Origin of the sequence: Micromonospora sp. C41, assembly GCF_018070485.1 — a bacterium.
Classification (GTDB): domain Bacteria; phylum Actinomycetota; class Actinomycetes; order Mycobacteriales; family Micromonosporaceae; genus Micromonospora; species Micromonospora chalcea.
On the sequence record NZ_JAGPXP010000041.1, the window covers coordinates 1 to 12,553 of the forward strand.

Sequence of the window (12,553 nt, forward strand, 5' to 3'; positions counted from 1 at the left end):
GGGTTTGGCCTACTGCGTCGGAGTGCTGGGTCGGGCGGGGGACGGGAGTGGGCGTGGGCGGGACGGGTGCGCTTGTGTGGCGGGAAGTCGGCGAGGACGACCTGCCCGCGTTGACCGGCCTGGCGCAGGCGTGCCTCGCCACTGACGGCGGGCTGCCGCTGTTCGGGCGTACCCCGCTGGTGCGGGCGCGGCTGCTTCAGGCGCGTACCCACGGGGCGTGGTCGGGTGACGACCTGGTAGCGGCCGTCGGGGTCGGCGCCGGGCGGACGCCGGCCACCGCCACCGGCCTGGTGCACCCGGCCTGGCGCGGGCGCGGGCTCGGCGGCGCGCTGCTCGACTGGGCCGAGAAGCACTCCGGCGACGGTGGGCTGCTGCTCACCACGGAGACGTGGAACGTAGGCGCGGAGGAGTTGGTCGCCAAGCGCGGCTACACGCGGACGTTCCTGGAGTGGGTGCTGCGGCACGACCTCGACGCGCTGCCCGAGGTCACCGCGCCGGACGGCGTCACAGTGGAGCCCGCCACGCTGGGGCCGGAGTTGTTCGCCACCTACCGCGCATCGTTCGCCGACCGGCCCGGCTTCGTGGAGCCCGAGGCCGACGAGTGGCTGGGTGACCTGCGCGACGACGAGGACTTCCGGCCGGAGTTGACGCTGCTCGCGCGCGGCCCGGACGGGGATGCGGCCGGTTTCGCCACCGTGCTCGACAACTGGATCGACCAGGTCGGCGTGGTGCCGGGCTGGCGCAGGCGGCGAGTAGGCGCGTACCTGGTGGCGCGCGTGCTGCGGGGCCTCGCCGACGCGGGCACGGACGGCGCGTGGCTCTGCGTCAACGACGACAACCCGGCGGCCGGGCTGTACCGGCGGCTCGGCTTCCGCGACTTCGGCCGCCGCGCCCGCTACCTGCGTGACTGACCCGACGCGGGAGGCGATCCTGCGGGGCCTCGCCGACCTGTGGGCGAGCGGCTGCCCGGTGCCCGCGCCGGAGCTCCACGAACGGCTCGCCGACGTCGGCCTGCGCCGCTGGCGCAGCGTCGCGCGCCGGCACCGGGGGCGGCGCCTCGGCCCGGACGACCGGCTGAGAGATCTGGTACGCGGACTGGTCGCCGCGTTCGAGCCGGACCCCAAGCTGGTCGGGCCGCTGGTACGCGACTACGAGTGCGTCGCGCGGGTGATCGCCGACGCCGTAACGGCGACCCAGGACTGATCTGCCGCCTTGACTCAGCATTTGACCAGGTTGCGGGTAGAGCGCGGCGTGCTGGCGTGAAGGGCGACGACTCGGCTGTCCTATGCTCGTCAGGTGAAGGCGATAGCAGGGCGGCAGCTCGCGTCAGGTGAGATGACGTCGGTGTTGTCCGCCGTCTCGGCGAACCCTGTCGAGCATGGTGAAGTCTTTACGCGTCGCTGGATTGTCGACCTCATTCTTGATCTCGCTGGCTTCACGGCTGATCGTGACCTGGCCACGCTGGTGGCTGTTGAGCCCGCGTGTGGCGGCGGCGCCTTTCTGGCGGCGATGGCCGGGCGGGTCAGCGCCTCGTGTCGCAAGCGCGACCGGTCGATTCTTGACGCCAAGTCGGCGCTGAGGGCCTTCGACCTACTTGGGCCGAGCGTGGCGGCCAGCAGGACGCTCGTTCGGAACGTGTTGACCGACGATGGTTGGTCGCTCCCTGAGGCGAGCGAGTTGGCCCAGGCGTGGGTGCAGCAGGGTGACTTTTTGCTCGACCCGCAGCCGCCGGTGAACGTGGACTTTGTCGTCGGTAACCCGCCATACGTCCGCCTGGAAGACGTGCCGGCTGACCGGATGCTCGCCTATCGTGCCGCGTGTCCTACCATGACCGGTCGGTCTGATCTCTATGTCGGTTTCTACGAGCGAGGGTTGAAATCCCTCCGGCCAGGCGGCGTCCTCGCGTTCATCTGCGCTGATCGGTGGATGCGTAACCAGTACGGGCGGCACTTGCGAGAGCTTGTCAGTAGCAGCTACAGCGTTGATCTCACCATCAGCATGCACGATGTCGATGCGTTCGAGGAGCAGGTGTCCGCGTATCCAGCCATCACGGTGCTCCGGCGTGCTGCGCAGGGTGCCAGCACGGTGGTGGACACCCGACGTAGTTTTGGTCCGCAGGATGCACCAGAGTTGGTGGAGTCAATTCGTGCCAACGCCCCCACAGCGGTGTCTAGCGGAAGTTTCACGGCAGCGCGGTTGACCCACTGGTTCACTGGTGAGGGGCCTTGGCCGACCGGTTCGCCTTCACGGTTGGCGCTCATCGAGAGTCTGAACGACAGATTCCCTTTGTTGGAGGATCGCAGCACCGGCACGCGGGTCGGGATCGGCGTAGCGACCGGCGCCGACAAGGTCTTCGTAACGAAGTATGCGGATGTTGAGCCACGGCGGCTGCTGCCGCTGTCGATGGTGAGGGACACCGCGTCAGGGAAGTTCGAGTGGTCCGGCCACTACCTGGTCAACCCGTGGGACGAGGACGGTGTACTCGTCGACTTGTCCTGGTTGCCACGACTGCGCGCGTACTACGAACGGCACGCGGTCGCTCTTAAGCGCCGACATGTTGCGGGACGACGGCCGGGCCAGTGGTATCGGACGATCGACAGAGTCGACCCCGCGCTGGTTGATCGCCCAAAACTGCTTTTTCCGGACATGAAGTCAGCGATCCATCCGGTGTTGGATGCGGGTGGCTACTACCCGCACCACAACCTGTACTACATCGTCTCCGACGTCTGGGACCTGCGAGTCCTGGGTGGGCTCTTGTTGTCGGGTGTTGCACAGGCCTTTGTGGAGGCATATGCCGTTAGGATGCGTGGCGGCACCCTTCGTTTTCAGGCCCAGTATCTGCGCCGAATCCGTGTTCCTAGGCCGGGCAGCATCTCTTTGGATGACCGCGCTGCTTTGGCGACGGCCTTCGATGCGCGAGACTCGCAAGCGGCCACGGAGGCTGCCTTGCGCGTGTACGGCATCGAGGCGATGGGGGATCTGTTCGGTGGACCGGCGGCTGGAAGAGGCGGTTCGTAGTTCCTGGCTGGTACGCGAGTCTCAGGCTGCCAAGAAGCTCATAGGTGGCAAGACGGATACCGGCGGGCGCGGCGCCGTGACCGGTGGTGGTCACCTCGACGCAATGACGGAATTGCTCGCTCAGCTCTTCCGCGACGCTGGCTTCCCCGACGACGCCGTACGCCATCGCTCGGGCTTGGAGGTGCCTGGTTACTTCCGGCCGGCGAAGAAGTGGGATCTGGTAGTGGTCCACGACGGTGAGCTCGTTGCCGCTGTGGAGCTCAAGTCACACGTCGGTCCATCGTTCGGAAACAACTTCAACAACAGGAACGAGGAGGCCATCGGCAGCGCGGTCGACCTCCGGCGAGCCTATGACCACGGCTTGCTCGGTCGGCTCAGGCCATGGCTCGGCTACGTCCTGCTTGTGGAGGATGCGCCGGGGTCGACACGTCCGGGAACGCCGCGAAGCGGCACTTTCCCGATCGACCCAACCTTTGCTGGGACGTCGTACGTCGACCGGTATGTGACGCTGTGTAAGCGCCTCTGCGCTGCTGGGCTTTACGACGCCACCTGCTTGGTGACTTCATCCCGCGACGTTGACGCCCCTGTCCGGCAACCCGACCCTGAGGTGGGATTCGCCGCCTTCGTCAGTTCCGTCATGGCTCGGACGGAAGAGCTCGGCGTTCTCCGGTTGGAAGGGAACTGAGCGATCGGGTGATGTCTCAATCCCGCCCCGATTTCTCGCACTACACGTACCGCGTCGCGCGGTCCGTCGAAGACCAGGAGTTCGTCGCTACGTGTTCTGAGTTCCCGTCTCTCTCGTGGCTCGGGACCACCCGGGTGAGGCGCTGCAAGGGCTCCAGGAGATGCTGCGAGCGGTGATTGCTGACATGGCGAAACAGAGCGAGCAGATTCCAGAGCCGTGCCCCGGAAGCTGAGCACCGCTGACCCGCCTCAGGTCGAGCCCTCCTCGCGGGGGACTGTTGCCGATGCCCATTGACGTGGTCTTATGGCGGGACGACGACGTCATCGATCCGCAGCTTTGACAACCCCGCGTCGGTACTCCTTTCATGCCTTCCGAAAGGTGCAACGATGCACAGGAAACCGACGATCCACCTGGCAGTGCTCGTCGCTGCCGCCGCCACCTTCCTGACCGCCGGCGGAGCCCCCGTCGCGGCCACGGCCGCCTCTCCCGCCGCCGCCGAGTGCGAGCCGGGCGCGGACAACCACAGCGCCGCCCGGGTACGTGAGGGCGCCACCGCAAAGGAGCCCGCGCTCTACTCGACGAACGAGGCCAAGGCGTACGGCGTCATCAAGGACTCGCCGCGCCTCGCCAACGGCAGCGTCACCGTGCCGACGGTCTTCCACATGATCTCCGACCACGAGCTGAGCGCGGCCGAGAAGGCCCGCTGGAACACGCTCATCTCGGCGCAGATGACGGTGCTCAACGACTCGTTCGCGGGCCGCACCGCGGCCGACGCGTCGGACACGCCGTTCCGCTTCTCACTGGTCGACACCACGTGGACCGTCAACAGCACCTGGTACACGGTGGTGCCGGGCAAGAACGAGCGGGACATGAAGAAGGCGCTCTACACCGGCGACTCCCGCACCCTGAACGTCTACGCGGCGAACATCGGTGACGGGCTGCTCGGCTGGGCGTACTTCCCGAAGGGCTACAACAACGGCCGCGACTACATCGACGGCGTGGTGATGCTGGACGAGTCGATGCCGGGCGGCACGGCCGGCAAGTACGCGCTCGGCGACACGCTGACGCACGAGGTCGGGCACTGGCTGATGCTGGAGCACACGTTCGCGCACGGCTGCTCCGCGTCCGGCGACTTCGTGGCGGACACGCCGCGTGAGGCGGCGCCGCAGTTCAACTGCCCGATCGGCGCGGACACCTGCACCGCGCCGGGGCTGGACCCGATCCACAACTTCATGGACTACACGCAGGACTCCTGCATGAACATGTTCACCCCGGGCCAGGCCGACCGGATGAGCGACGCCTGGGTCGCGTTCCGCGCCAGCGGCAAAGGCTGACCGCGAGACCGGGCGGGCCGCACCACGGCGGCCCGCCCGGCCGCGCGCCGGGTCAGTCGACAGTCGGCAGCGTCGGCCCGAGCACGTCGTCGGCGTCCACGATGGTGTACGCGTACCCCTGCTCGGCCAGGAAGCGCTGCCGGTGCGCGGCGTACTCGGTGTCGATGGTGTCCCGGGAGACCACCGTGTAGAAGTGCGCCTGCCGCCCGTCGGCCTTCGGGCGCAGCACCCGCCCGAGCCGCTGCGCCTCCTCCTGCCGGGAGCCGAACGTGCCGGACACCTGGATCGCCACCGCCGCCTCGGGCAGGTCGATGGAGAAGTTGCCGACCTTCGAGAGCACCAGCGTCCGCAACGAGCCGGAGCGGAACGCGTCGAACAGCCGCTCGCGTTCCTTGTTCGTGGTGGAGCCCTGCACGATCGGCGCGTCGAGGTATTCGCCCAACTGGTGCAGCTGGTCGAGGAACCCACCGATGACGAGGACCTGCTCGTCCGGGTGCCGGTCCACCAGGGCGCGGATCACCGGCAGCTTCGTGCGGGCGGTGGCCGCCATCCGGTAGCGCTCCTCGGCCTCCGCCGTCGCGTACGCCATGCGCTCGGCGTCGGTGAGCGTCACCCGTACCTCGGTGCACTCCGCCGGGGCGATCCAGCCCTGCTGCTCGATGTCCTTCCACGGCGCGTCGTACCGCTTCGGGCCGATCAGGCTGAACACGTCGCCCTCGCGGCCGTCCTCGCGTACCAGAGTCGCGGTGAGGCCGAGCCGGCGACGGGCCTGGAGGTCCGCCGTGAAGCGGAAGATCGGCGCGGGCAGCAGGTGCACCTCGTCGTAGACGACAAGGCCCCAGTCGCGGGCGCCGAACAGGTCCAGGTGGGTGAACGCGCCGCCGCGCCGCGAGGTGAGCACCTGGTACGTGGCGATGGTGACCGGGCGGATCTCCTTGCGCTCGCCCGAGTACTCGCCGATCTCCTCCTCGGTCAGCGACGTGCGGGCGATCAGCTCCCGCTTCCACTGCCGTCCCGCCACCGTGTTGGTGACCAGGATCAGCGTGGTCGCCTTCGCCTCGGCCATGGCCGCCGCGCCGACCAGCGTCTTGCCGGCGCCACAGGGCAGCACCACCACGCCGGAGCCGCCGGCCCAGAACGCCTCGACGGCTTCCCGCTGGTACGACCGCAGCGTCCACGGCTTGCCGCCGTCCTTGCCGGCCTCGGCCAGCTCGATCGGGTGCGCCTCGCCGTCCACGTACCCGGCCAGGTCCTCGGCCGGCCAGCCCAGCTTGAGCAGCGCCTGCTTGAGTCGGCCCCGCTCGGACGGGTGCACCGCGATGGTGTCGTCGTCGAGCTTCGCGCCGAGCATGCCGGCGAGCTTCTTGCTCTTGGCGACCTCGATCAGCACCACCCGGTCCAGCGCGCGCAGCACCAGGCCGTGCACCGGGTCGTTGGCGAGCTGGAGCCGGCCGTACCGGTCCATCGTCTCGGCCACGTCGACCAGCAGCGCGTGCGGCACCGGGTAGCGGGAGTACTTGATCAGCGAGTCGACCACGCCCTCGGCGTCGTGGCCGGCGGCCCGCGCGTTCCACAGGCCCAGCGGCGTCAGCCGGTACGTGTGCACGTGCTCGGGGGAGCGTTCCAGCTCGGCGAAGGGCGCGATGGCCATCCGGCACGCCTGCGCGTCGGGGTGGTCGATCTCCAGTAGGAGCGTCTTGTCCGACTGCACGATCAGTGGTCCACCGCTCACGCCAGCGTCCTCTCGCATCGCCCGGAACCCCGCTGCCCGGAACCCCGCCGCACCCCGGCTGACCTGCCGGAGGCCGACCAACCAGTGTTGCACGCCGGAGGGCTGCGCAAAAAAGTCCGGCTGGACAGGCAACGTCATACTCGTCCCACACGTCTAGCAAGCGGGACGACTGTCCAGGGAGGGCCCATGCAGCGTGTCCGGTTTCTCGCCCGGGTCACCGCCCTGGCGGTGGTCGTGCTGGTCGGTGTCGGCGCCTGCGCGCTCGATCCGCAGGCGGACGGCGCCGGGGGGAGCACCCCCGGCCCGGTCGGGCTGACGGAGGGAGCATCGGGGGCGAGCGCGTCGCCCACGCCGGAGCAGCCGGTCACGTCCCCGTCGGCGCAGCCGAGCCGGACGGCCTCGCCGAAACCCTCCCGATCGCCGGAGGCGACGAAGACGACGAAACCCGGGCCGAAGCCGAGCGCGTCCGCCGGGTGCCCGCAGGGCGAGCACCAGCGGGCCGTGGAGACGTACCTGACCCGGCTGGGCGGCTTCGGGACGCTGACCGTGGACGGCGAGCAGTCCGCCGCCGACTGCGCCGCGATCAAGAAGTTCCAGGTCCGGTACGGCATCAGCCCGTCCTCGGGTCGCGCCGGCCCCACCACGTACGACGTGGCGAAGCGGCTGGCCGCCACCGACACCGCGCGGTGCAAGGCCGGTTCCCGGCTGACGTTCTGCGTCGACCTGACCCGGCAGACGGTCTGGGCGATGCGCGGCGGCGAGGTGGTGATGGGCCCGACAGTGACCCGCACCGGCATGTCCGGCTACGCCACCCCGGCCGGCACGTACTCGGTGGGGCGGAAGAACCCGCGCGAGTGGTCCAACCCGTACGAGGTGTGGCTGCCGTACTGGCAGCAGTTCAACGGCGGGATCGGCTTCCACGAGACCACGACATACCTGCACAACGGCGCGATCGGCTCGCACGGCTGCGTGAACCTGCTGCACCGCGACGCGGTACGCCTGTGGGAGCTGGGTTCGGTCGGCACCCGCGTGGTGGTGATCGGCCGCCGCCCCGGCACCTGAACCGGCCCGGAACCCGCCCTCACCCGTGACCGGACGGCCCGGATCAGGGTTTTAACCCCTGTCCGCCCGGTCCGGCAGGTGCCACTCTGGAAGCCGGGTCCAAGCCGGGACGGGGAGGGACTGCCATGACCGTTGACCAGGACGTGCTTCCCGACGAGGAGCGGACGCAGCAGCAGGAGGTGCCCACGGCGGTCCTGTTCGGCTACGCGGCCGCCGCCGTCGGGGTGTTCGGCTGGTTCCTGTTCGGGCTGTTGGTGCAGCAGCAGGGCTTCGTGGACTCGGTCGGCGAGTCGGCCGGCGCGGCGTTCGCGTTGCTGCTGGCCGTGTCGGTGGTGGGCACGTTGCGCCGCAACGGGGAGTGACGCCTCACTCCTCCAGCACGGCCGCGGTGATCCGGTGCAGCGCGAACGTGTGCAGCATCTCCGTCCGGTCGTCCTCGGCGCGCAGGTAGCCGGCGCCGATAGACACCGGCCGGACCAGCCGGGACGCGGTCGCCCCGTGCGCGTCGACGTAGCCGACCCAGACCAGCGCCTTGTCCCGTACCGCCTGCTGGAGCACCGCCAGCGCGTCACCGTGACCGGGCACCGGGGCGGGACCGCCCGCCGCCGCGCCGCCCCGGACCACCGCCGGGGCCCGCCGCGCGGCCCGGGCCGCCGCGTCGCCCCGGCGGATCTGCTCCACCACGCCGAGCAGACGGGGCATCGGCAGCTTCGGCGTGGCGAGCGGGTCCACCGCGCGGCCGATCCCGGTACGGGCCGGCGCCCGCCGGGTCTTCGGCCGGGCCAGCACCGTCGCTCCGCTGGCGTCCTCGGGCACCGGGGCGTACCCGGCGTCGCGCAACGCGGTGAGCATCCGGTTGACCTGGTACGGCGTGACCAGCACGGTGGGTGCGAGCCGGCGGAACGCCAGCGGCTCCAGGCGCCGGTCGGCCTGCACCTCGGTGAGCAGCGCCTCGTCGTCGCTGCGCACGTATGCGCCGGACGACCCGACGCGCAGCCCGCCGTGCTTGCGGGCCACGTCGTCGACCAGATAGGTCAGGCCCTGCGGCACCGGGGTACGGGACCGGCGGCGGAACAGCGCGTGCAGGTCCTCCGCGGTGTAGCCGGCGTCCAGCGCCCGCCGGATGCTTCCCGTGGTGACCCGGTGCACGCTCGCCCCGCCCGCCGACTCGTGCTCGGCCACCACGTCCAGTTCGGCGGCGAGCGCCGGGTCGGGCGGGCCGGGCACCACCACTGTCAGGTCGGCCTGCACCAGCACGTGGTCGACCGGGGCGGGCAGCAGCCCGTCCAGCGCGCGGACGGTGGTCGACGGGTCGCCCGACTCGGCGTCGGAGCGCAGCCCGAGCGGGTCGTCGCCGCGTTCGTCGGCGTCGGTCAGCTCGGCGAGCAGCAGCCGCCCGTACGTGGTGAGCGCGCCGAGCCCGGTCACGCCCAGCGAGGCCGCCTCGGCCAGCACCTCCCGGTGCGCCGTCTCCCGCCCCCGGGCCCGCCGGGGCGCGCGCCAGTCCAGCAGTTCCAGCACCTCGTCCGGGGTGGGCGCGGTGCCGGCCGGCAGGTCGGCGAGCACGGCGAGCACCGCACGCCGGGCGGCGGGCGCGCCGGCTCGTTCCGCCTCGGCGGAGAGCACCGAGATGGGCCGGTCCCGGTCGTCGCGCTGCCCGATCAGGCCGGCCTGGCGGGGCATCGACATCCAGGCGCGGGCGAGCTGCTCCCAGCGCTGGGCCAGCGACGCCGCGCGCCACACCTCGTACCCGCCGGTGGGCAGGATCTGCTGGTCGCCGCCGTAGCGGGTGGTGGCCGCGCCGGTCAGCTCCATCTCACCGGTCAGCCCGGCCGCATACGCGACCTCGAACAGCAGCGCGGTGGTCGTCTCGTCCAGCCCGAGTCCACGGGCGAGCCGGCGCAGGTCGCGGACGCCGACGCCGCCGGAGCGCAGCACCGGGGCCGGCTCCACGATCAGCGCCTCCAGCAGCGCCTCGGTGTGCCGGACCACCTCCATGGTCTGCCCGGCCCCGGCCGAGTCGACGGACTTGACCTCGCGGGGCGGGCCGGACACCGCGGGTGGGCTGGTGCGCAGCGGGCCGAGCGGGCCGGAGTCGCGGCGCAGCACCAGCCCCACCTCGCGGGGCAGCTCGACGGTGCCGTTGCGGCCGCCGGACATCCGCACCAGCAGCCGGTGCTCGACCAGCCAGCGGATCGGGGAGCCGGTCGGCGCGCCGCCGTTCACCAGGTCCGGCGGGAGCACGTCCTCGGCGCCGGTGGCGGGGGCCTCCAACGCGCCCGGCGCGACGGTGCCGACCGGCGGTCCGGCGGCGAGCCGGTCCAGGACGGCGCGGGCCGAGGGCGGGGCGGACAGCAGCGTCCGCCGCAGCTTCGCCGGGTCCGCGCAGAGGGCCGCCACGCGCGGGTCCAGCTCCGCCGCCGGCCGGCCCAGCCCCGCCGGGTACGGGGACACCTCGTCGATGCCCCCGGCCACGCACAGGTCGTGCTCGGGGCCGTACAGCAGGAACCGGGCCCGGAGCCGGTCGACGGCGGCGCGGACCGCGGTGGGCGCGGGGGGTCGTGGCCCGGCGGTGGCCATGGCCAGGATCTGGTCGGTGGAGGTGGCGCCCTCGGGGCCGCGGGTGAGGCGGGCGGCGTCGAGGATCTGGAGGGTGAACTGGTCCAGCCCGTCGAGCGCCCGGGCCACGGAGACCCGGGACTGGGCGCGCAGGGCGAGGGCGGACACGTCGGCCGGCACCGGTACGACGAGGTCCGGCCGCAGCTGGAGCAGCGCGGCGAGGGACTCGTCGGGGAGGGCCCGCAGGTGGTCGGCGAGTGAGGTGGTCATCGTCGTACCACGCTAGCCCGCTGGGTAGGTTCTCGGCATGCCTCCGCTGATGGTCGGCTTCGACCTCGACATGACACTGGTCGACTCCCGCCCCGGGATCGCCGCTGCGTTCCGGGCGCTCACCGCGCGGACCGGCGTGCACGTGGACGGGGATCTGGCGGTGTCGCGGCTGGGCCCGCCGCTGCGCACCGAGCTGGCGCACTGGTTCCCGCCGGAGCGCATCGAGGAGGCGGTGACGCTCTACCGGGAGCTGTATCCGGCGTACGCGATCACTCCGACGGTGCCGATGCCGGGCGCGGATGCCGCGCTGCGCGCGGTGCAGGCGCGCGGCGGCCGGACGATGGTGGTGACCGCGAAGATCGGCCGGCTGGCGAAGCTGCACCTGGACCACCTCGGGCTACCGGTGGACGAGCTGGCCGGGGACGTGTTCGCCGAGCAGAAGGCGGTCGCGTTGCGCGAGCACGGCGCGACGCTCTACGTGGGTGACCACGTGGCCGACATGGCCGCCGCGCGAGCTGCGGGAATCCCAGGCGTGGCAGTGGCGACCGGTCCCTGCTCGGTCGACGAACTGACCGAGGCCGGGGCGTACCTGGTGCTTGATGATCTCGTCGAATTCCCGAGGGCGCTGGACCGGATCATCGGGCTAGCCTTGGAGGGGTAGACGGTTCGAGTGGAGCGGGGTTCAACAGGTGCCGACGGGTCGAGTGAAGTGGTACGACGCCGCCAAGGGGTACGGGTTCGTCACCAGTGACGAGGGTGGCGACGTGTTCCTGCCGAAGGGCGCGCTACCGGCGGGTGTCGCCGACCTGAAGGGTGGCCAGCGGGTCGATTTCAGCGTCGTGGACAGCCGGCGGGGCGCCCAGGCGATGGGGGTCAAGCTGCTGGAGGCGCCGCCTTCGGTGGCGGAGCTGCGCCGCCGGCCGGCCGAGGAGCTGCACGGCCTGGTCGAAGACATGATCAAGGTGCTGGAGGCGAAGGTCCAGCCGGACCTGCGCCGGGGTCGCTTCCCGGATCGGAAGACCTCCCAGAAGATCGCTCAGCTGGTCCACGCGGTGGCGCGCGAGCTGGAGGTCTGAGGGACGAGCCCGGCGTCGGCGGCCCGGTCCAGCAGCGCCTCCACGGCGGCGAAGCCGGCCTCACCCAGGTCGGCGGTGAACTCGTTGACGTAGAGGCCGATGTGCCGGTCCACCACGTCGGGCTCCATCTCCTGCGCGTGCGCGAGGACGTACTCGCGGCTCGCAGCCGGGTCGGCCCACGCCTGGCGTACCGACTCGCGGATCCAGGCGGCGGCCTCGGCCGGGTCGACAGCGCCCCGGCGGGCCAGGATCGCGCCCAGCGGGATCGGCAGCCCGGTGTCGCCCTCCCACCACTCGCCCAGGTCGACGAGCGCGGTCAGCCCGTGCCGCGGGTAGGTGAAGCGCGCCTCGTGGATCACCAGGCCGGCGTCGTACCGGCCGGCGGCCACGCCCGGCATGATCTCGTGGAACGGCACCACCTCGATGCGCGCCGGCGCCTGGTCGGCCGCCCAGAGCCGGAACAGCAGGTACGCGGTGGTCCGCTCGCCGGGCACCGCCACCGTCGCGCCGGACAGGTCGGTCCGGTCGCCGCGGGTCAGCACCAGCGGGCCGCAGCCCCGGCCGAGCGCGCCGCCGCAGGGCAGCAGGTGGTAGTCGTCCAGCAGCCAGGGCAGCGCCGCGTAGCTGACCTTCACCAGGTCGAACGCGCCCCGCTCGGCGGCCGTGTTGGTCACGTCGACGTCCGCGTAGGTCACCTCGACCGGCGGCGCGCCGGGCACCCGGCCGTGCACCAGGGCGTCGAAGACGAACGTGTCGTTGGGGCAGGGGGAGATCGCCAGGGAGAGCGCCACGTCCCCACCGTAACCCCGGGGACCGG

12 protein-coding genes are annotated in these 12,553 nt (G+C 71.5%); 9 read left to right on the top strand and 3 right to left on the bottom strand.

Annotated elements, in window-relative coordinates; translation table 11 throughout:
• The first annotated feature begins 53 nt into the window (after nucleotides 1-53).
• From KBX43_RS28430 to KBX43_RS28450, 5 genes are all read left to right on the top strand, one after another.
• Nucleotides 54-911, top strand: a complete 858-nt coding sequence (locus tag KBX43_RS28430) for a GNAT family N-acetyltransferase (protein WP_210888244.1) — start codon at nucleotides 54-56, stop codon at nucleotides 909-911.
• Nucleotides 904-1,203 carry a hypothetical protein gene (locus KBX43_RS28435; protein ID WP_210888247.1) on the top strand — a complete coding sequence of 100 codons (300 nt, stop codon included), beginning with the start codon at nucleotides 904-906 and terminating at the stop codon, nucleotides 1,201-1,203. Before KBX43_RS28430 ends, KBX43_RS28435 begins: the two co-directional genes overlap by 8 nt.
• Before the next feature lie 93 nt (nucleotides 1,204-1,296).
• On the top strand, nucleotides 1,297-3,018 hold the full coding sequence (locus KBX43_RS28440; RefSeq protein ID WP_307851615.1) for an Eco57I restriction-modification methylase domain-containing protein: 1,722 nt from the start codon (nucleotides 1,297-1,299) through the stop codon (nucleotides 3,016-3,018).
• The gene (locus tag KBX43_RS28445) at nucleotides 2,987-3,703 is read left to right on the top strand and encodes a PaeR7I family type II restriction endonuclease (RefSeq protein ID WP_210888249.1); all 717 of its coding nucleotides are present in this window, start codon (nucleotides 2,987-2,989) and stop codon (nucleotides 3,701-3,703) included. Before KBX43_RS28440 ends, KBX43_RS28445 begins: the two co-directional genes overlap by 32 nt.
• Nucleotides 3,704-4,089: 386 nt before the next feature.
• Entirely contained in the window at nucleotides 4,090-5,037 is a 948-nt protein-coding gene (locus KBX43_RS28450) for a zinc metalloprotease (protein ID WP_069088087.1), read from the top strand.
• A 52-nt stretch (nucleotides 5,038-5,089) separates the two neighbouring features.
• Here KBX43_RS28450 and KBX43_RS28455 read toward each other — a convergent pair whose 3' ends face one another.
• Nucleotides 5,090-6,769: a DNA repair helicase XPB gene (locus tag KBX43_RS28455; protein WP_210888251.1), complete on the bottom strand. Its 1,680-nt coding sequence runs from the start codon at nucleotides 6,767-6,769 to the stop codon at nucleotides 5,090-5,092.
• Between the two features lie 186 nt (nucleotides 6,770-6,955).
• On the opposite strand from KBX43_RS28455, the gene KBX43_RS28460 reads away from it, so the two are divergent.
• Nucleotides 6,956-7,831 carry a L,D-transpeptidase family protein gene (locus KBX43_RS28460; RefSeq protein ID WP_064448815.1) on the top strand — a complete coding sequence of 292 codons (876 nt, stop codon included), beginning with the start codon at nucleotides 6,956-6,958 and terminating at the stop codon, nucleotides 7,829-7,831.
• A 125-nt stretch (nucleotides 7,832-7,956) separates the two neighbouring features.
• A complete protein-coding gene (locus KBX43_RS28465) occupies nucleotides 7,957-8,193 on the top strand; it encodes a hypothetical protein (RefSeq protein ID WP_030503577.1) in 237 nt (78 codons plus the stop codon).
• Nucleotides 8,194-8,197: 4 nt separating this feature from the next.
• Here the strand turns inward: KBX43_RS28465 and KBX43_RS28470 are convergent, their stop codons facing one another.
• Complete coding sequence (locus KBX43_RS28470) at nucleotides 8,198-10,660, bottom strand: helicase-associated domain-containing protein (RefSeq protein WP_113972162.1); 2,463 nt, start codon at nucleotides 10,658-10,660, stop codon at nucleotides 8,198-8,200.
• A 37-nt stretch (nucleotides 10,661-10,697) separates the two neighbouring features.
• Between KBX43_RS28470 and KBX43_RS28475 the strand changes: the two genes are divergently transcribed.
• Both KBX43_RS28475 and KBX43_RS28480 read left to right on the top strand, forming a co-directional pair.
• Complete coding sequence (locus KBX43_RS28475) at nucleotides 10,698-11,321, top strand: HAD family hydrolase (RefSeq protein WP_113972161.1); 624 nt, start codon at nucleotides 10,698-10,700, stop codon at nucleotides 11,319-11,321.
• A 28-nt stretch (nucleotides 11,322-11,349) separates the two neighbouring features.
• Nucleotides 11,350-11,736, top strand: coding sequence for a cold-shock protein (locus tag KBX43_RS28480; RefSeq protein ID WP_030503574.1), 387 nt, complete (start codon nucleotides 11,350-11,352; stop codon nucleotides 11,734-11,736).
• On the opposite strand, the gene KBX43_RS28485 is transcribed toward KBX43_RS28480, so the two are convergent.
• Entirely contained in the window at nucleotides 11,697-12,527 is an 831-nt protein-coding gene (locus KBX43_RS28485; protein WP_113972160.1) for a 1,4-dihydroxy-6-naphthoate synthase, read from the bottom strand. The two genes, KBX43_RS28480 and KBX43_RS28485, sit on opposite strands and share 40 nt — an antisense overlap.
• Nucleotides 12,528-12,553: the final 26 nt, after the last annotated feature.

Excerpts from the sequence above, each read along its gene's own strand:
- KBX43_RS28450 (WP_069088087.1), top strand. The coding sequence starts at position 4,090 with ATGCACAGGAAACCGACGATCCACCTGGCAGTGCTCGTCGCTGCCGCC.
- KBX43_RS28460 (WP_064448815.1), top strand. The coding sequence starts at position 6,956 with ATGCAGCGTGTCCGGTTTCTCGCCCGGGTCACCGCCCTGGCGGTGGTC.
- KBX43_RS28470 (WP_113972162.1), bottom strand. The coding sequence starts at position 10,660 with ATGACCACCTCACTCGCCGACCACCTGCGGGCCCTCCCCGACGAGTCC.
- KBX43_RS28465 (WP_030503577.1), top strand. The coding sequence starts at position 7,957 with ATGACCGTTGACCAGGACGTGCTTCCCGACGAGGAGCGGACGCAGCAG.
- KBX43_RS28475 (WP_113972161.1), top strand. The coding sequence starts at position 10,698 with ATGCCTCCGCTGATGGTCGGCTTCGACCTCGACATGACACTGGTCGAC.